The organism is Sphingomonas sp. (assembly GCF_035490575.1).
GTDB lineage: Bacteria > Pseudomonadota > Alphaproteobacteria > Sphingomonadales > Sphingomonadaceae > Sphingomonas.
Map to the genome: position 1 here is coordinate 1 of NZ_DATJLI010000099.1, position 18,283 is coordinate 18,283.

General features: G+C 65.9%; 20 protein-coding genes and 1 pseudogene. 13 read left to right on the forward strand and 8 right to left on the reverse strand.

The genetic code is table 11. The annotated features are described in order from the left end of the window. Window positions 1-78: 78 nt before the first annotated feature. The 6 genes and pseudogenes from VL973_RS07350 (at window position 79) to VL973_RS07370 (ending at window position 5,357) form a co-directional block, all read left to right on the forward strand. Window positions 79-837, forward strand: a complete 759-nt coding sequence (locus VL973_RS07350) for a sterol desaturase family protein (protein WP_325283396.1) — start codon at window positions 79-81, stop codon at window positions 835-837. After that, a complete protein-coding gene (locus tag VL973_RS07355; RefSeq protein ID WP_325283377.1) occupies window positions 794-1,186 on the forward strand; it encodes a DUF2141 domain-containing protein in 393 nt (130 codons plus the stop codon). Before VL973_RS07350 ends, VL973_RS07355 begins: the two co-directional genes overlap by 44 nt. Window positions 1,187-1,243: 57 nt before the next feature. Continuing rightward, complete coding sequence (locus VL973_RS07360; protein WP_325283378.1) at window positions 1,244-2,104, forward strand: MipA/OmpV family protein; 861 nt, start codon at window positions 1,244-1,246, stop codon at window positions 2,102-2,104. A gap of 298 nt (window positions 2,105-2,402) precedes the next feature. Then, on the forward strand, window positions 2,403-4,280 hold the full coding sequence (gene thiC / locus VL973_RS07365) for a phosphomethylpyrimidine synthase ThiC (protein ID WP_325283379.1): 1,878 nt from the start codon (window positions 2,403-2,405) through the stop codon (window positions 4,278-4,280). An 81-nt stretch (window positions 4,281-4,361) separates the two neighbouring features. Continuing rightward, window positions 4,362-4,442: pseudogene (locus VL973_RS14300) on the forward strand (SEC-C metal-binding domain-containing protein); the annotation flags it as partial. A gap of 3 nt (window positions 4,443-4,445) precedes the next feature. Continuing rightward, window positions 4,446-5,357: a hypothetical protein gene (locus tag VL973_RS07370; RefSeq protein ID WP_325283380.1), complete on the forward strand. Its 912-nt coding sequence runs from the start codon at window positions 4,446-4,448 to the stop codon at window positions 5,355-5,357. 35 nt (window positions 5,358-5,392) lie between these two features. Here the strand turns inward: VL973_RS07370 and VL973_RS07375 are convergent, their stop codons facing one another. From VL973_RS07375 to VL973_RS07395, 5 genes are all read right to left on the reverse strand, one after another. Further along, on the reverse strand, window positions 5,393-5,659 hold the full coding sequence (locus tag VL973_RS07375; protein WP_325283381.1) for a Txe/YoeB family addiction module toxin: 267 nt from the start codon (window positions 5,657-5,659) through the stop codon (window positions 5,393-5,395). Beyond that, on the reverse strand, window positions 5,656-5,910 hold the full coding sequence (locus VL973_RS07380; RefSeq protein WP_325283382.1) for a type II toxin-antitoxin system Phd/YefM family antitoxin: 255 nt from the start codon (window positions 5,908-5,910) through the stop codon (window positions 5,656-5,658). The genes VL973_RS07375 and VL973_RS07380 overlap by 4 nt, the downstream gene beginning before the upstream one ends. 31 nt (window positions 5,911-5,941) lie before the next feature. After that, entirely contained in the window at window positions 5,942-6,226 is a 285-nt protein-coding gene (locus VL973_RS07385; protein ID WP_325283383.1) for a type II toxin-antitoxin system RelE family toxin, read from the reverse strand. Beyond that, window positions 6,210-6,428, reverse strand: coding sequence for a type II toxin-antitoxin system RelB family antitoxin (relB, locus tag VL973_RS07390; RefSeq protein ID WP_325283384.1), 219 nt, complete (start codon window positions 6,426-6,428; stop codon window positions 6,210-6,212). Before relB ends, VL973_RS07385 begins: the two co-directional genes overlap by 17 nt. 80 nt (window positions 6,429-6,508) lie before the next feature. After that, entirely contained in the window at window positions 6,509-7,720 is a 1,212-nt protein-coding gene (locus VL973_RS07395; protein ID WP_325283385.1) for a UbiH/UbiF/VisC/COQ6 family ubiquinone biosynthesis hydroxylase, read from the reverse strand. 136 nt (window positions 7,721-7,856) lie between these two features. Here VL973_RS07395 and VL973_RS07400 point away from each other — a divergent pair, with 136 nt between their 5' ends. The 4 genes from VL973_RS07400 to ribA all read left to right on the forward strand — a co-directional run bounded on the left by VL973_RS07400 (window position 7,857) and on the right by ribA (window position 12,967). Continuing rightward, window positions 7,857-10,193 (forward strand): FtsK/SpoIIIE family DNA translocase, encoded by a 2,337-nt coding sequence (locus tag VL973_RS07400; RefSeq protein WP_325283386.1) that lies wholly within the window; start codon window positions 7,857-7,859, stop codon window positions 10,191-10,193. Window positions 10,194-10,255: 62 nt separating this feature from the next. After that, window positions 10,256-10,885: a LolA family protein gene (locus tag VL973_RS07405; RefSeq protein ID WP_325283387.1), complete on the forward strand. Its 630-nt coding sequence runs from the start codon at window positions 10,256-10,258 to the stop codon at window positions 10,883-10,885. Between the two features lie 229 nt (window positions 10,886-11,114). After that, window positions 11,115-11,912, forward strand: coding sequence for an exodeoxyribonuclease III (locus VL973_RS07410; protein ID WP_325283388.1), 798 nt, complete (start codon window positions 11,115-11,117; stop codon window positions 11,910-11,912). Then, on the forward strand, window positions 11,909-12,967 hold the full coding sequence (gene ribA / locus VL973_RS07415) for a GTP cyclohydrolase II (protein ID WP_325283389.1): 1,059 nt from the start codon (window positions 11,909-11,911) through the stop codon (window positions 12,965-12,967). Before VL973_RS07410 ends, ribA begins: the two co-directional genes overlap by 4 nt. Before the next feature lie 9 nt (window positions 12,968-12,976). Here ribA and VL973_RS07420 read toward each other — a convergent pair whose 3' ends face one another. Both VL973_RS07420 and VL973_RS07425 read right to left on the reverse strand, forming a co-directional pair. Next, a complete protein-coding gene (locus VL973_RS07420; protein ID WP_325283390.1) occupies window positions 12,977-13,642 on the reverse strand; it encodes an HAD family hydrolase in 666 nt (221 codons plus the stop codon). Next, the gene (locus VL973_RS07425; protein ID WP_325283391.1) at window positions 13,639-14,307 is read right to left on the reverse strand and encodes a YggS family pyridoxal phosphate-dependent enzyme; all 669 of its coding nucleotides are present in this window, start codon (window positions 14,305-14,307) and stop codon (window positions 13,639-13,641) included. Before VL973_RS07425 ends, VL973_RS07420 begins: the two co-directional genes overlap by 4 nt. A 22-nt stretch (window positions 14,308-14,329) precedes the next feature. Between VL973_RS07425 and VL973_RS07430 the strand changes: the two genes are divergently transcribed. Beyond that, the gene (locus VL973_RS07430) at window positions 14,330-14,887 is read left to right on the forward strand and encodes a thiamine phosphate synthase (protein WP_325283392.1); all 558 of its coding nucleotides are present in this window, start codon (window positions 14,330-14,332) and stop codon (window positions 14,885-14,887) included. Here the strand turns inward: VL973_RS07430 and VL973_RS07435 are convergent. Further along, window positions 14,860-15,594 carry a hypothetical protein gene (locus VL973_RS07435; protein ID WP_325283393.1) on the reverse strand — a complete coding sequence of 245 codons (735 nt, stop codon included), beginning with the start codon at window positions 15,592-15,594 and terminating at the stop codon, window positions 14,860-14,862. The genes VL973_RS07430 and VL973_RS07435 overlap by 28 nt on opposite strands. Window positions 15,595-15,780: 186 nt before the next feature. Here VL973_RS07435 and VL973_RS07440 point away from each other — a divergent pair, with 186 nt between their 5' ends. Both VL973_RS07440 and leuS read left to right on the forward strand, forming a co-directional pair. Then, window positions 15,781-16,206 carry a DUF3576 domain-containing protein gene (locus VL973_RS07440; RefSeq protein ID WP_325283394.1) on the forward strand — a complete coding sequence of 142 codons (426 nt, stop codon included), beginning with the start codon at window positions 15,781-15,783 and terminating at the stop codon, window positions 16,204-16,206. Window positions 16,207-16,265: 59 nt separating this feature from the next. Next, on the forward strand, window positions 16,266-18,283 hold a 2,018-nt coding region (gene leuS, locus VL973_RS07445), incomplete at its 3' end, for a leucine--tRNA ligase (RefSeq protein ID WP_325283395.1).

Here is an 18,283-nt window from a genome sequence, read left to right on the forward strand (position 1 = left end):
CCCTTCTCCCCCGCACCCCGATCCTCTAGATTGCGACCCGTGACCGCCTTCGCCGCCATCCTTCTGTCCGCGCTTGCGATGACGCTGATCGTCGGCGTGCGGTATCTCGTGACCTCCGGCGCGTTCGCGCTGGCGACGCGGGTTCGCAAGCCGGGTCTCTATGCCGGACTGGACCGCCAGATCGGGCGGGAGATCAGATGGAGCCTCGCGTCCGCCGCGATTTACGGCATTCCCGCGGGTATCGTCGCCTGGGGGTGGCAGGCGCATGGCTGGACGCGCATTTACGATGACGTGAACGTTTGGCCGCTCTGGTATCTGCCGGTGTCGGTGTTCCTGTATCTGTTCGCGCACGACACCTGGTTCTACTGGACGCATCGCTGGATGCACCGGCCGCGCTGGTTCCGCATCGCCCATGCCGTCCATCATGCCAGCCGCCCGCCCACCGCCTGGGCAGCCATGGCGTTTCACCCGATCGAGGCGCTGACCGGCGCTGTGGTAATTCCGCTACTGGTCTTCGCAATTCCCATCCATGTCGCCGCACTCGGCTTGGTGCTGGGCATCATGACCTTTATGGGCGTGACCAATCACATGGGGTGGGAGATTTTTCCGCGGTTCCTGGTCGACGGCCCGGCGGGCCGCTGGCTGATAACCGCCAGTCACCATCAACGGCATCATGATCGCTATGGGTGCAATTTTGGACTTTATTTCCGGTTCTGGGATCGGCTGTGCGGCACCGATGACGGGCTGGGCAGCTTTGAGAAACGCGGCACGGCCGCTCGCGCTCGTGCCGGCCATGGCGTTGATCGGCGCGTCGCCGGTCACGACGCTCACCGTTGACCTGGATGCGCTTCGCAACGCGCGCGGCATGGTGCGGCTGTGCCTGACGGCGGCGGCGGACAATTTTCCCACCTGTGTCGATGATGATCGCGCCGTCGCCCGCTCGGTGCCGGCCACCCAGTCCAGCCTGTCCTATGACGGGCTGCCGCCGGGCGGCTATGCGCTGGCGGTGATCCATGACGAGAACGGCAATGGCAAGCTTGACACCTTCATGGGCATCCCGCGCGAAGGATTCGGATTTTCGCGCAACCCGCGCATCGCCTTTGGCCCGCCCAGCTTCAAATCGGCGCGCTTCACGCTGTCGGACCTGGGCGACGAGCAGCGGATTCGAATGCGCTACATGTTCTGATGGCACTATTTCTATACGCGAGCGTTTCGCGAGTTGAATCGGTTGGAGTTTCCTGACTTGCGAATCCTGTTTGCCGCGGCCCTCGGCCTTGCCGCCACCACTGCCCCTGCCTTCGCGCAGGATGTTGCCCCTGCGCCGGTCGACACGCCGCCTTCCAGCGATCCGCGTGGCGATTTCCACATCCTGGGCGTCGGCGCGGCGATCCTGCCCAATTATGAAGGGTCGGACGATTACGGCGTCTCGCCCGTCCCCGCCGCGATCGGGCAGGTCAGCGGCTTTCGCTATCTGCTGGCGGGCAACCGCTTCAGCGTCGACCTGATCCGCGACGGATATGGGCCGAGCTGGGACATTCAGGCGGGACCGATCGGCGTCATCAACTTCAACCGCACCAGCCGCGACGCGATCGACGATCCGCAAGTCGCGCTGCTCGACGAAGTCGGCACCGCGATCGAGATCGGCGCCTATGTCGGCATCGGCAAGACCGGCGTGCTGACCAGCGACTATGACCGGCTGTCGGCGACGATCAGCTACCGCCGCGACGTGGCGGGCGCGCACGACAGCGCGATTATCGCGCCGACTGTGAACTATACGACCCCGCTCAACACCAAAACGCTGGTCGGTCTGTTCGGCACTGCCGAGTTTGTCGAGCGCGGTTATGGCGAGACGTATTTCAGTGTCACCCCTGCCGAAAGTGCCCGCACCGGCCTGCCGATTTTCAACGCGGGCGGCGGTTTCAAGAACTGGGGCCTGGGCGCGATCGGCATGCGGTCGCTGACCGGCGACCTGACCGGCGGACTGCAGATGGTGGGTGGCGTCGTCTATCGCCGCCTGTCGGGCGACTATGCCGACTCGCCGGTCACGCGCGTCGGCTCGGCCAACCAGTGGCTGGGCGCGATCGGGCTGGCGTATAGCTTCTAAGGCTGGTTGATGCGCCGCGCCGGTCAGCAGCGGGTGGGCCGACGGCACCCCGACCTCAACCGGCACATGGCCCGCAACACGCCCTATGCCGCCTGGCACGCCTCGCTTGCGGGCGACGGCGAACACGCCTAGAACGCAAGCCTATCCCCGGGGGAGCGCTGATGCGCGCTTGAGAGGAAGGCAGCAGCCTTCGACCCGCTGAACCTGATCCGCCCCATTCCTGGCAAATGGGCACCGGCGTAGGGAGGGAGCGGCACCGCAACCATGGTCCCGTTTCCTCCGAATGGAGTGGAACAACATGGCCGATATCCCCGCGCGCACCGAACTGAACGTCACCACCGGCCCCATCCGCGGCAGCCGCAAGGTGCATGTCGGCCCCCTGAACGTCGCCATGCGCGAGGTCGATCTGGACCCGTCATCGGGCGAACCGCCGCTACGCGTCTATGACCCCTCCGGTCCCTATACCGACCCCAATGCCCGCATCGACATCATGGCCGGCCTGCCTGAACTGCGCCGCGACTGGATCCGGGGTCGCGGCGATGTCGAGGAAGTCGACCAGCGCGAAATCCGGCCCGAAGATAACGGCCAGCTCGGCCCCGACCGCTCGGGCGGGGTTCAGCCCTTTCCCAATGTCCGCCGCCGCGTGCTGCGCGCCAAGGCCGGCGCGAACGTCAGCCAGATGCACTATGCCCGGCGCGGCATCATCACGCCCGAAATGGAATATGTCGCCACCCGCGAAAATCTCGGCCGCCAGATGCTGGCCGAATATGTCCGCGACGGCGAAAGTTTCGGCGCGTCGATCCCCGATTATGTGACGCCCGAGTTCGTCCGCGACGAAATCGCGCGCGGCCGCGCCATCATCCCCAACAACATCAACCACCCCGAATCCGAACCGATGGCGATCGGCCGCAATTTCCTGGTCAAGATCAACGCCAATATCGGCAATTCCGCCGTCGCCTCCGACGTCGCGGCCGAAGTGGACAAACTGGTCTGGTCGATCCGCTGGGGGGCCGACACCGTCATGGACCTGTCGACCGGCCGCAACATCCACGACACGCGCGAATGGATTCTCCGCAACTCGCCTGTCCCCATCGGCACCGTCCCCATCTACCAGGCGCTCGAAAAGGTCGGCGGCGTGGCCGAGGATCTGACGTGGGAAATCTTCCGCGACACGCTGATCGAACAGGCCGAGCAGGGGGTGGATTACTTCACCATCCACGCCGGCGTCCGCCTGCCCTATATCCCGATGACGGCCAAGCGGGTGACGGGCATCGTGTCGCGCGGCGGGTCGATCATGGCGAAATGGTGCCTGGCGCATCACCGCGAATCGTTCCTCTACGAACGCTTCGACGAGATTACCGAGATCATGAAGGCGTATGACATCGCCTATTCGCTGGGCGACGGCCTTCGCCCCGGCAGCATCGCCGATGCCAATGACGAGGCGCAGTTCGCCGAACTCTATACCCTGGGCGAGCTGACCAGGCGCGCCTGGGAACAGGATGTTCAGGTGATGATCGAGGGGCCGGGCCATGTTCCCATGCACAAGATCAAGGAAAACATGGACAAGCAGCTCGCCGCATGTGGCGAAGCGCCCTTCTACACCTTGGGGCCGCTGACCACCGACATTGCGCCGGGTTACGACCATATCACCAGCGGCATCGGCGCCGCAATGATCGGCTGGTATGGCACCGCGATGCTTTGCTACGTCACACCCAAGGAGCATCTGGGCCTGCCCGACCGCGACGATGTGAAGGTCGGCGTCGTCACCTACAAGCTCGCCGCCCACGCCGCCGATCTGGCCAAGGGCCACCCCGCCGCCAAGCTGCGCGACGACGCTTTGAGCCGCGCGCGTTTCGAGTTCCGCTGGCGCGACCAGTTCAACCTGTCGCTCGACCCCGACACGGCCGAGCAATATCACGACCAGACCCTGCCCGCCGAAGGCGCCAAGACCGCGCATTTCTGTTCGATGTGCGGCCCGAAATTCTGTTCGATGAAGATCACGCAGGAAGTGCGCGACTTTGCCGCCAAGCAGAATCAGGGCGCGGAGAGCTTCCTCGCCTCAACGCCGGTGATCGAGGATGCCGAGGCGGAGGCCGGGATGGCGGAGATGAGCGAAGTGTTCAAGGAAACCGGGCGCGAGCTGTATATGGGCGCTGGGGATCGAGAGCGGGACTAAGCAATCGCTGGCCTACCCCAATAAGTTGAATCTGATACGACGCGGGCCGGGTTGCCGTTTCATGCTGACGATGGGGAGTTTATGCCGGTCGAAAGGAACAGTCTTAGCCGAAATAGCCCCTGTTCCTGCAATAGCGGCCATAAGTTTAAGCACTGTTGCGGAGCCATGTCGCCAGAAGCAGCAAAACCCTCACCATCGGAGCTTGAGCGTCTCGCTGTAGAGGCTGACGACGAGGGTATGAAGTTGGGTGAGGAGCCGAAGCAGCGTGCCTTCTTGAACGTCATGCGGATGGTGAAACGGCTAGGTCTTGATGGCGCCGTGCTTGTGGGCAAAAACGCCCCGCCGATCGTCCGGCGCATTCACGCCGCTAATAATCGAATGTTTCGGCCGATCGACATGCAAGAAGGAGGAGTGCATCTCGGCTTCTTCATGTTTCGTGACTTATTCGCGCGGTTTTCTGTGCCGCTAATTTTTGGGAGCCCCCACGTCGATTTTGTAAAGCTGCTAGACCTATCCGATGACCAAAAAAGATGGCTGGCGAGCGATAAAATTTCGTTTGTCCGATTTGAAGATCAGGCGCTTGATCTCATGGACTTTGGGTATGGCTGGATGGAATTCGGCCATTCACGCGCGGTGTCAGAGGATGCCAAGGATCTAATCTATCGTAGCCACACCTACCTCGAGGCTGCAGCAGCGACTGCGACAAGCGCGTATGATTTTCGTGGCACCGTGCAAAGCGCACTAATTGGCGCAGAATTGGCAATCAAGTCTGGCTTAGCGTGTCATGGCGTCGATCAAGTGCAATTACGCAAAATTTATGGTCACGACATTGGCAAGGCCGCTCGCGCTCTTGGTGACTTGGAGTCCGATTTTGATGCGGGCCGAGTTATTAGAGCAATATCTAAATTCCCTGATTTTGCCAGAAGCAGATATACTGGTGCTCAGCCAAGCAGGGCAGAAACCGGCCGCATACTAATGGACGCGCAGTATATAGCATCAGAAGTTACAAGGACGTTCACTGAACGCAACTTACGAAAGGAACAAGGGACGGTTCGGGCGCGGGCCTACCCATCATGAATTTATCCAATCAATTTATAAGTCCTTTGCAATACTCAATAATGATACCGACACTGCGCCACCTGCAGCACCTGATCCTCGCCGCTCCCGGACACCCGATATACCATCCGATGTTCCTGATTGATCCGGCGCGACCACCAGCCTGATAGGTTGCCGCCCAGCGGTTCGGGCTTGCCGGTGCCCTTGAACGGGTGCCGGCGACATTCCTCGATCAACCCGTTCAGCTTTTCGAACAGCTTGGCATCGTCGGCTTTGAGTTCGAGATATTCGGCCCATGAACGCGACGAGAACTGGACATTCACGGCGCGATCAGGTCGCGAACCTCGCCGCCGCCCGCATCAAACTCGGCAATGCTCTCCAGCAGCCGCTTTGCGTTGGCGGGCGAGCGCAGCAGATACAGCGTCTCCTCGATCGACGCCCATTCGCTGGCAGACACCAGCACCGCCCCCTCGCCGCGCTGGCGCGTGATGGCCAGGGGCGCGCGATCGGCAACGACCTTGTCGATCATCGACTTCAGATTCTCGCGCGCTTCGGAATAGCTGACGGTTTGCATGGAGGTTAGATGGACAACGACTTGTCCAATGTCAATCCGGTGGCAACCGCCTACCGAAAACCTCCCGCCGGTGCCCCACTCGCACCACCAGAATCACCACCCGGTCATCCTCGATCCGCGCCACAACGCGGTAATCGCCGATCCGCCAGCGCCAATAGCCTGAATGCTCGCCGGTCAACGACGCGCCCAGCGTTCGCGGGTCGTCCAGCACCGCGATGCGCTCTTCCAATGTGCGGATGATGCGGCCCGCCTCCGCGCGGCCCAGCTTTTTCAGTTCCTTCGCCGCGTCGGGCGCGAACTCAATCCTCCAGGCCAAGGTCGCGCTTCAGGTCGGCCAGCGGGATCGCGTCTTCGGACCGGAAATCGCGCATCCGCGCCTCGGCCAGATAGAAGTCCTCAAGGTCGTCCAGATGGGCAAGGATCGCCTCGCGCGCGTAAAAGGTCTTGGTGCGCCCGGTCTTTTCGGCCAGCGCCGCCAGCCGCCTTTCCGTCTCAACGTCGATCCGCACTGCCAGCATGACCGCCTCCTTGCTATACATGTATAGCACGCGCGCCGCCGATCCTCAACGCCCCCTGTCCTACACGCGCAATATCGGCGTCACACCGTCATGCCCTGCAACAGCTTGGGCAAATCGCCGCTCTCGCCGCGCGCCTCGCCCATGAACCGGGCTTTGAGCGGCGGAATGCGGTCGACTGCGGTGATGCCGAAGCGGCGGATCGCCGATGCCGCCTTGCCCGGCACGCCGAACAGCCGGGTCAGCGTGTCGGTGGCGGTCGCGACCATCATCGTGTCCCATCCGCGCCAGCGGTCATATCGCTTCAACAGCTCCGCATCGCCCAGGTCCAGCCCGAGCCTTTTGCCCTCGACCAGCACCTCGACCAGCGCGGCCACGTCGCGAAAGCCCAGGTTCAGCCCCTGTCCCGCGATCGGGTGGATGCCGTGCCCCGCATCGCCGACCAGCGCCAGCCGCTCGGCCGTCAACCGCGCGGCATGGTGGAATCCCAGCGGGTAACTGGTGCGCGGGCTTACGGGACCAAGCGCGCCCAGGAACCCGCCCATCCGCTTCTCCGCCTCCGCCAGCCAGGCGCGGTCGGACAGTTTCAGCATACCCGGCGCGTCGCCTGCATCCACCGTCCAAACCAGCGCCGAACGGTGCCCGCCGGCGTCGTCCAGCAACGGCAGGATGGCGAACGGCCCGGCGGGGTAGAAGATTTCATAGGCGCAATCGTCATGCGGCAATTCGTGATGGAACGTCGCGATCATCGCCACATGGTCATATTGCCAGCGCGCGACGGTGATCCCCGCCGCCTCCCGCGTCGGTGACCGCCGCCCCTCCGCCGCGATCAGCAGCGGGGCCTTGACCACCGCGCCGTCGTCCAGCGTGGCGGTGACGCCGCCGGGGCCGCGATCGACGCTGACCGCGCGCCGCTGCATGCGAAGGTCGACGCCCGCCGCCTCGCTGGCGGCGCTGTGCAGCGCGTGACGCAGCAGCCGGTTTTCATACATCGTGCCCAGCGCCCCGTCGTCTTCGTCGGGCACGAAGTCGAGCTTGCCCGGCGCCAGCCCGTCGCTGACCCGGATCGAGCGGATCGGATTCCCCCGCCCCGCCAGCCGCTGGCCCATGCCGATGGCGTCCAGCATCCGGTGGCTCGCACTCGCCACGGCGGATGCCCGCCCGTCATGCGCCGGTGCCAGCACGGTGGCGGGATCGGCGGGATCGACCACCACGCTGGTCAGGCCATGCGCGTCGAGCGCGATCGCAAGCGTCGAGCCGACCAGGCCGGCGCCGAGGATGAGGACATCGGTCATGTGGACTGATCTAGGCGGTGGCCGCGCGATTGGGAACCGGGCTTTCGGGGCATATACCGCACGCGACTTGACGCCGCCCCGCCGCGCAAGCGATGGTCGGCGGACGTTCCAGCGCATCTCCGGGGGGAAACACGTCATGGCCAGCCGAGCGCAGGCCCAGCACCGTTTGTGGCGCGACACCGTTCGCGAAGGCGCCCGCCGCTCGACCGCGCTGCTGGTCGCCGCGACGCTGTTCCTGTCGGTCCTGCTGCTGCTGGTCGCGATGGCCAGTTACCGGTCGAGCGATCCGTCGATCAACACCGCCGCCGGGGGACCGGCCGAAAACTGGCTGGGGCTGCCGGGTGCTTATGCCGCTGACGCGCTGTTCACGCTGTTCGGCGTATCGGCGTTCATGATCCTGCCGCTGGGGCTGGTGGTCGGCACGCGGCTGTGGCGCGACCGGCCGGTCGGTGCGTGGCGCGCGATGCTGCGCGGCGTGGTGATCGGCGTCATCCTGATGGGCACGGCGCTGTCCTTTCTGGTCGGCGGATCGGTGCTGGCGCTGCCGGCGGGCTATGGCGGCATCATCGGCATGGCGCTGGCCGCGGGCGCGCGCTTCGGGGTCGGCTTCATCGACAATCCGGTTGCGGAATTGTGGACGATGCGCGGTGTGGGCACGCTGGCCGCGCTGGTGGGGGTCGTCCTGTGGGCGCGCGGCATGACGATCGAACTGCCCCGCCCGGCGCTGCGCCTGTCACGTCGCGGCGCATCGGGAGAGGCGTCCACCGACGCCGCCGATGGCGACGACCCGCCCTTCGTCATCGACGATGCCGGCGATACGCCCGAACCGCGGATGCCCGCGCCGCCCCGCAAACCCGTAACGCCCGATCAGCGGCCCGCCCCGGTCATCGCCGAACGCGCGCCCGCGACGGCCCCCGCCCAGCCAAAGGTGCAGCAGGGCAATCTGGACCTGCGCGACAATTTCCGCCTGCCGGGCGCCGACCTGCTCCAGCCCGCACCCGCCAATGCCGCGAATGTCATCGACAAGGCGGCGCTGGAGCGTAACGCCCGGCTGCTGGAGACGGTGCTCGACGATTTCAACGTGCGCGGCTCGATCGTCGGCGTCCGCCCCGGCCCGGTCGTCACCATGTATGAACTTGAACCTGCCAGCGGCATCAAGGCCAGCCGCGTCATCCAGCTGGCCGACGACATCGCGCGCAACATGTCGGCGGTGTCGGCGCGCGTCGCGACAATTCCGGGGCGCACCGTCATCGGCATCGAACTGCCCAATGCGCGGCGGGAGACGGTCAATCTGCGCGAGTTGATCGGCAGCCAGGGGTTTGCCGACCAGTCGGCGCAATTGCCGATCGTGCTGGGCAAGAACATCTCCGGCGATCCCGTCATCGCGGATCTGGCGCCGATGCCGCACCTGCTGGTCGCGGGCACGACCGGGTCGGGCAAGTCGGTGGGCCTGAACTGCATGATCCTGTCGCTGCTGTATCGGCTGACGCCCGATCAGTGCCGGATGATTATGATCGACCCCAAGATGCTGGAACTCAGCATGTACAAGGGCATCCCGCATCTGCTCGCCGACGTCGTCACCGACCCGCCAAAGGCGGTGCGTGCGCTGAAATGGGCGGTCGAGCAGATGGAGGACCGCTATCGCATGATGGCCAGCGTCAATGTCCGCTCGCTCGGCAGCTTCAACGAAAAGGTGCGCGCGGCAAAGGCCAAGGGGCAGAAACTGGGGCGCAAGGTGCAGGTCGGCTATGACGACAATGGCCGTCCGATCCATGAGGAGGAGACGCTCGACCTGTCGCCGCTCCCGCAGATCGTCATCATCGTCGACGAACTCGCCGACCTGATGATGACCGCGGGCAAGGAGGTCGAGTTCCTGATCCAGCGCCTCGCGCAAAAGGCGCGGGCAGCGGGCATCCACCTCATCATGGCGACGCAGCGCCCGTCGGTCGACGTCATCACCGGCGTCATCAAGGCGAACCTGCCGACGCGCATCAGCTTTCATGTGACGTCGAAGATCGACAGCCGCACCATCCTGGGCGAACAGGGGGCCGAACAGCTGCTGGGGCGCGGCGACATGCTGTACATGCCCGGCGGCAAGGCGCTGGCCCGCGTCCACGGCCCGTTCGTGTCGGACGAGGAGGTGCAGGCCGTCGCCGATTTCTGGCGCGAACAGGGCGAGCCGGATTATATCGACGCCGTCACGACCGAGCCGGATGACGACGGCGGCTTCAGCCTTGAAGGCGCACCGACCGGCGGCGACAGCCCCGAGGACCAGATGTATCGCAACGCGATCGCGCTGGTGGCGCAGAGCCAGAAAGCCTCGACCTCGTGGCTCCAGCGCCAGCTTCGCATCGGCTACAACTCGGCCGCGCGCCTGATCGAACGGATGGAGAAGGACAATCTCGTCTCCAAACCCGACCATGTCGGCCGCCGCGAGGTGCTGATGGACGAGGAAGGGCGCCCGCTGGCGTGAACGAACGATTCACCCCGGCTTCATCGCGGAACCGTTACGCCGCTCGCATGTCTAGGACAGCCATGATCCGTATCGCATCCGCCCTGTCGCTCGGCCTTGCCGTGGCCTTGCCCGTTGCCGCCGTTCCCGCCGCCGCCCAGACACAGGGCGGCGACCTGGCCGCCGTGCAGGCGCATCTGCGCGCCGTCGACAGCATGACCGCCGCGTTCAGCCAGACCGACCGCGCGGGCAAGGTGCTGAACGGCACCCTGACGCTCAAGAAACCGGGCAAGATCCGCTTTCAGTATGAAAAGGGCGTGCCGATCCTGATCGTCGGCGATGGCAAGGCGATCTGGTTTCTCGATTACTCGGTGGGGCAGCGCTCTCGCTGGCCGATCGGCGATTCGCCGCTTGGCGTGCTGATCGACCCGAATCGCGATATCACCCGCTATGCCAAGGTCGTGCCCAGCAGCAGCGCGGACGTGCTGAGCGTCGAGGCCTATGACCCCAAGCGCCCCGAATATGGGCGGATCACCATGATTTTCGAGCGACAGGCATCGGCCCCCGGCGGGTTGATGCTGCAAGGCTGGGTGGCGCTCGATTCGCAGAAGAACCGCACCACCGTGCGGCTGTCCAACCAGCGTTTCAACGTGCCGGTTTCCGACAACACGTTCCGTTTCAACGACCCGCGGAGGGGAACGCGGCGCAACTGACGCTTCGTTCATCGGCGCGCAAGGTAGCAGGGCCTAGAGACGTGCCTGCGGAGAAGGGGCATCTCCGGGATTTTCCCCCCTGTTGCCCGGACCACGGTCCCCTCTCCAGCCTGCGTGACTGAACGCCAGGTCGGCCCCCGTTCCATGCCCCCGGAGCGGGGGCCTTTCCATGTCCGGCGCCGCCGTGACTGGCGCGACGCCACGCTCGCCGCTACATCCCCGCCCACCCATGACTGACACGCTCAAGATCGCTTCGTGGAACATCAATTCGGTCCGCTTCCGGATCGGCATCGTCGAACAGTTCCTGGCCGAAGCCGCACCCGACATCCTGTGCCTTCAGGAAACCAAGGTGGTGGACGATGCCTTTCCCCATGCCGCGTTCCACGCGCTCGGCTATCGGCACATCGTCGTGCACGGACAGCGGATGCACCACGGCGTCGCCATCCTGTCGCGCGTGCCGCTGGTCGAGGACGACCGGTTCGACTGGCAGGCCAATGGCGAGGCGCGCCATGTCGGCGTGCGGCTGGCGAACGGTCTCAGGCTCGAAAACGTCTATGTGCCGGCGGGCGGCGACGTGCCCGACCGCGACGTGAACCCCAAATTCGGCCAGAAGCTCGATTTCGTCGAGCGGATGACGCGCTGGTCGGAGGGCTTGAAGGGCGTGCCGACGCTGCTGGTCGGCGATTTCAACATCGCGCCGCTCGAATGCGATGTGTGGAGCCACAAGCAACTGCTCGATGTCGTCAGCCACACCCCGGTCGAAGTCGCGGCGCTGGCGCGGTTGCAGGCCGCAAATGAGTGGGTCGACCTGGGCCGGCGTTTCGTCCCGCCGCCGCAGCGGCTCTACACCTGGTGGAGCTACCGCGCAAAGGACTGGGCCGCATCCGATCGCGGGCGGCGGCTGGACCATATGTGGGCCAGCGCCGATGTCGCGGCGGCCGCCACCGGTCATCAGGTGTTCGAGCGTTGCCGAAGCTGGCTGAAACCCAGCGACCATATTCCGCTGATGACCGAGTTCGCGCTGTGAACGATCCGCGCGACGCCGCCCGCGCGATCGACGCGTTGCGCCGGGGCTGGCCGGTGGCGATCGCGGGACCCGATGGCGCGCTGGAATTGCTGGCGATCGAAACCGCCGACGCGCTGCGGCTGGCCGCATTCGACCCCGATGCACAGGCGGGCGTCCTGCTTTCCGCCGGGCGCGCCGCGACGCTGCGCCTCGCCAATCAGGCCGACGCCGCTGTTCCCGACGCGCCTGTCTGGATCGCGCGCGCGCCGTGGCTGGACTTCGACACCGCGACCGCGCTCGCCGATCCGCAGCTCGACCTTGCCACGCCGCTGAAAGGTCCGTTCCGCGCGACGCGGGTTCGCCAGTCCGACGCCGCCGCCGCCGCGCTGCAGCTGGCCCGCATCGCCGGTATCCTGCCCGCCTTCTTCGTGCGCGAATCGACCGCTGCGGATCCGCTACCGATCGCCGCGATCGACGCGCATGAGGATGCCGGCCGGCTCGCCATCGCCGCGCGCGCGCGCCTTCCGGTCAACGTGGCCGAGGATGCGGAGATTGTCGCTTTCCGCACCCCCGACGCGGCGGGCGAGCATGTCGCATTGCTGATCGGCCAGCCCGATGGCCGACCGCCGCTGGTTCGGCTGCACAGCGAATGCCTGACGGGCGACGTGCTCGGCAGCCTGAAATGCGATTGCGGCCCCCAGTTGCAGGCAGCACTGGCGGCGATGCGGACCGATGGCTGGGGCATCCTTTTGTATCTGCGTCAGGAAGGGCGCGGGATCGGCCTTATCAACAAGCTGCGCGCCTATGCGCTGCAGGATCAGGGATTCGATACCGTCGACGCCAACACCCGCCTGGGCTTCGCGATCGACGCGCGGGACTTCGGGGTGGCGGCGCGGATGCTGACGCTGTTGAAGCAGAACCGGATCCGCCTGCTCACCAACAACCCTGAAAAGGTCGCCGCGCTGTCCTCAGCCGGCGTATCGGTGGTCGAGCGCGTGCCCCACGCCCTGCCGCCCAACCCGCACAACGAACGCTATCTGGCGACCAAACGCGACCGGACGGGACACCAGTTATAGCGAATGCCGTCAAACCCCGACGATGCGCGCGACCTCGGCGAAATCGCCCGCCACGTCGTGCACGCCGATCGCCTTCAGTCGCGCGGCGTGGTCGGGGGGACAGTGGGTGCCCGCGCACAGGCCGATGACATGCGCGCCCGAAGCCACCGCGCCGGTCGCGCCGACGGGCGAATCCTCAAGGATCACGCAATCGCCGATCGGCACGCCGATGGCGGCGGCGGCGTGGAGATAGAGGTCGGGGGCGGGCTTGCCGCGCGCGACATGCTCCTTGCCCGAATAGACATGATCGCCAAAGGCGTCCTCCAGCCCGATATGGCGCAGGTGCGTGCGGATCCACCGCGTCGTGCTGGACGACGCGATCGCGCGCGGCAGGTCGGCGGGCAATGCGCGGACAAAGGCGATGGCGCCGACGACTTCGCCGATCCCCTCGGCCAGCACCCGCTCGTTCTCGACTTCGCGCGCGGCGTGGAAATCATCCGGCAGCGCGCGCCCGATCCGGCCCTCGATCGTGTCGATGAAGTCGCGGCCCGACAGCCCCATATAATGCGCCATCGCCTCCTCCGGCGAATGCGCGTGACCGATGTCGGTCAGATACTCGGCCAGATGCCGGTTGCCCGCAAACTCGCTTTCGATCAGCACGCCGTCGAAATCGAAGATGATCCCGCGAAACGTCATGCGCGTTCTCCGAACAGGGCGGTGCCGACACGGACATGCGTGGCGCCGAGGGTGACGGCGGTGGTGAAATCGCCGGACATGCCGATGCTCAGCCTCGGCAGGCCCGCATCGCGAGCCATTTTGGCCAGCAGGGCGAAATAGGGTGCTGCCTCGACGCCCACCGGCGGCACCGCCATCAATCCGGCAACCGGCAGGGCGGCATCGCGCGCGGCATTCAGCAATGCGGGCAGGTCGGCGGTCGCGCAGCCGCCCTTTTGCGGCTCGTCGCCGATATTGACCTGAATGAAGCAGTCGGGGCGTCGATCGGCGCGGTTCATCGCGCGGGCAAGCGCGGCAATCAGCGACGGGCGATCGACCGAGTGGATCGCATCGAACAATTCGACCGCCGCATCGGCCTTGTTCGACTGCAACTGCCCGACCAGGTGCAGCGCGATGTGGGGCGTCGCCTCTCGCAGCGCGGGCCACTTGCCCGCCGCTTCCTGCACGCGATTTTCGCCGAACACGCGCTGGCCCGCGTCGATCAGTGGCTGGATCGCGAGCGTGTTGTGCATCTTGGACACCGCGATCAGCGTCACGTCGCCCGGCTCGCGCCCGGCAATCGCGGCCGCGCGCGCGATCTCGTCGCGAATGCTGTTCAAACGGGCAGCGGCATCGTCCTGGGTCATGGCGCGCGCTATAGGCAGGGCGATGCACCGCCGCCACCCCCGAACCCTGCCGTGCTTGTGGCTGATGACCGACGAACGGCTGGGCGACGCGCTGTGGCCCGCACTCAAAGCGTTGCCGCGCGGGGCGGGGGTGATCTTTCGTGACTATGCGACGCCGCCAAAGCAGCGCCGGATGCGATTCGCGCGGGTGCTCGCCATCGCCCGGCGGCGCGGGCTGGTCGTGCTGCGCGCAGGAAACATCGCGATGCGCGGCGAGATGGGCACCCACAACCGGCGCGGGCGTGGGCGCGGCATCCACACGCGATCAGCCCACAACCGTCGTGAACTGGTGTCGGCGCGGCGCGCGGGCGCCGATGCCGTGCTCGTTTCACCTGTGTTCGCCACACGCTCGCACCCCTGCGCCCGACCGCTCGGCGTCGTGCGGATGGGGTTGATGTTGCGCGGCGCGACTTTACCGGTAATCGCGCTGGGGGGGATGGACGCGCAGCGGTTTCGTCGATTGAAAGGTCTAAGCCTTCACGGCTGGGCCGCGATCGACGGCCTGACCCCGCGTCAGAAGCGGAATGCAGTGCCCACATAGACCGCCTGGCTGTCGCGCCGCGTGTCGGTGAGCTGCGGCAGGCGCAGACGCTCTTCATCGGTGCGATACCGCACGCCCGCCGTCACATCGAGGTTGCGGGTCAGCGAATAGGAAGTGCCCAGGTCGATCGAATAGCTGGGCGCTTCGGCGACCAGACGCGGCTGGTTGCCCACCGGCTTGTCGGCATGGGCCTGGACCCGGCCGCTCAGACGCTTGCCGTTATAGCTGACGCCGACATCGACCGCTTCCCGGCTGCCGGGCAGCGCGCCCAGATCGACATGCGAGACATCGCCCGACAGCGCGAACCGCTTCCAGCCGACCGACATGCCCAGATTATAGGCGATCGGCTGCATGTTGACCGCCGATACCGACGGCACCGTCACGCTGGCGGTCCGCAGCGGCTCTTCCCCGCGCGATGCCCGTGCACGCACCGCGACGGTGACGTCCTGGCGCTTGCTCTGCTGTTCGGACGGCGTGAAGCGAAAGCCCGTGGCGGGCAGGCCACCGCGCGCCAGCGCCGCCGCAAGACGCGGATCGGCGGCGGCGGGCGTGAACGAACCGATACCCGAACGCGCACCCGCGATCGACGCCCGCTTGCCCAGCCGCACCGTTTCCGGTCCCGTGGCACCCGCGGCGGGCACGAGCGCGAACGCAGTGGTGACCAGCACCCCCGCGCTCAACCCGACCATGGCCGTCCGAATGCCCACCCGCGAATCCTTCTCCAAACCTGCGCCGCACCTACCATGATTGCGGTTCATCGTTCCACTGGTCGCCACGATTTAGTATGACTGTTGCATATGGCGCACAGCACGCCCGCCTATCCACGCTGCTTGCGGCGAACGGGCGAGCATCTATAGAGGTGCGCCATGTATCCCGTTCCAAGGACTCCGCCAATGTCGCGTCGCCTGGCTCTTGCCCTTCCGCTCGTGTTCGCGCTTGCCGCCTGTGGTGGCGGGGGCGACCGCCCGCGTGAACTCGCCGCCAGCCAGATCACGACGATCGGCGTCAACAGCTATCTGTGGCGCGCCAGCCTCGAAACGCTGGGCTTCATGCCGCTGCTTCAGACCGATTCGAACGGCGGCGTCATCGTCACCGACTGGTATGTGAACCCCAACACCCCGAACGAGCGGATGAAGGTCACGGTCACGATCCTCGACCAGGACCTGCGCGCCGACGCGCTGCGCGTCACCGCGCAGCGTGAAGCCAACCAGAACGGCCAGTGGGTAGCCGCGCCGGTTCAGGCTGCCACCGTGCAGAAGCTGGAAGACATCATCCTGACCCGCGCGCGCGACATGCGCCGCGGCGCGGTGATCGACTGATCGTTATGACAAGGGCGGCGCCCGCAGCGTCGGCGCCGCCATCCCGACGGAGTTCAGACATGTCGCGTTTCAACGCGCTGAAGGCGGACGCCCATTGGCAAGGGGTGTGGGATGACCGCAAGACCTTCGCCGCGCGTGACGATTCCCCAAAGCCCAAAAGCTATGTGCTTGAGATGTTTCCCTATCCTTCGGGAAAAATCCATATGGGCCATGTCCGCAATTACACGATGGGTGACGTGCTGGCGCGGTTCCGGCGGATGCGCGGATTCGAAGTGCTGCACCCGATGGGCTGGGACGCCTTTGGAATGCCCGCCGAAAATGCGGCGATGGAGCGCAAGGTGCATCCGGGCGCGTGGACCTATGACAACATCGCCGCGATGAAGGCACAGTTGAAGCGGCTGGGCTTCGCGCTCGACTGGACGCGCGAATTCGCGACCTGCGACCCCCAATATTACGGCCAGGAACAGGCGCTGTTCCTCGACCTCTATGCCGCCGGCCTGGTCTATCGCCGCGAATCGGCCGTGAACTGGGACCCGGTCGACATGACCGTGCTGGCCAACGAACAGGTCATCGACGGGCGCGGCTGGCGCTCGGGCGCACTGGTCGAGAAGCGCAAGCTGAACCAGTGGTTCCTGAAGATCACCCAGTTCGCCGACGAGCTGCTCGATGGTCTGGGCACGCTCGATCATTGGCCCGACAAGGTGCGGCTGATGCAGGAAAACTGGATCGGCAAGTCGGTCGGGCTGCAATTCCGGTTCAAGCCGGTCGCGCCCTTCGATGCCGAGATCGAGGTGTATTCGACCCGCCCCGACACGATCTTCGGCGCCAGCTTCGTCGCGGTCGCCGCCGACCATCCGGTCGCGCAGGCGCGCGCAGCGGAAGATGCGGAAGTCGCCGCCTTCATCGCGCGGTGCAAGCAGGGCGGCACCACGGCCGCCGAACTCGAAACGGCCGAAAAGCTGGGCTTCGATACCGGTTGGACGGTCGCGCATCCGCTGGACCCGGCCCGCACGCTGCCCGTCTACATCGCCAATTTCGTGCTGATGGACTATGGCACCGGCGCGGTCATGGGCGTGCCCGCGCACGACCAGCGCGACCTGGACTTCGCACGCAAATACGACCTGCCCGTGCCGCGCGTCGTCGCCGATGGCGACAAGGCCGACCCGGTATTCGAGGGGGAAGAGGCCTATACCGGCCCCGGCGCGCTGGTGAACTCCGCCTTCCTCGACGGGCTGGACGTGGAGGCCGCCAAGGCCGAGGTGATCGCCCGTGCCGAGGGCGAAGGGTGGGGACGCGGCACTACCGTCTGGCGCCTGCGCGACTGGGGTGTCAGCCGCCAGCGTTACTGGGGCACGCCAATCCCGATCATCCATTGCGAGACATGCGGCGCGGTGCCGGTGCCGCGCGACCAGTTGCCGGTGACACTGCCCGAAGACGTGTCGTTCGACATTCCTGGCAACCCGCTCGACCGCCACCCGACGTGGCGGCACGTCGATTGCCCGTCCTGCGGCAAGCCGGCGCGGCGGGAGACCGACACGCTCGACACCTTTGTCGATTCAAGCTGGTATTTCATCCGCTTCGCCAGCCAGCCCGGCGACAGGCCCTTCGACCGCGCGGTCGCCAAAAGCTGGCTGCCGGTGCAGCAATATATCGGCGGGGTCGAACACGCGATCCTGCACCTGCTCTATGCCCGCTTCTGGACGCGCGCGCTGAGCCATATCGGCCTGATCGACGTGAAGGAGCCGTTCGCCGGGCTGTTCACGCAGGGCATGGTGACGCACGAGACGTATAAGTCGACCGACGGCCGTTGGCTGTCACCCGACGAGGTGCAGGGCGGCATCGAGATTTCGACCGGCAACCCCATCACGCTGGGCCGCGTCGAGAAGATGTCGAAGTCCAAGAAGAACACCGTCGATCCCGCACCGATCGTCGATCAATATGGCGCCGACGCCGTGCGCTGGTTCATGTTGTCCGACAGCCCTCCCGAACGCGACCTGCAATGGTCGGAAGCGGGGATCGAGGGCGCGTGGCGCTTCGTCCAGAGACTGTGGCGGCTGTTCGACGGGCTGACCGACGC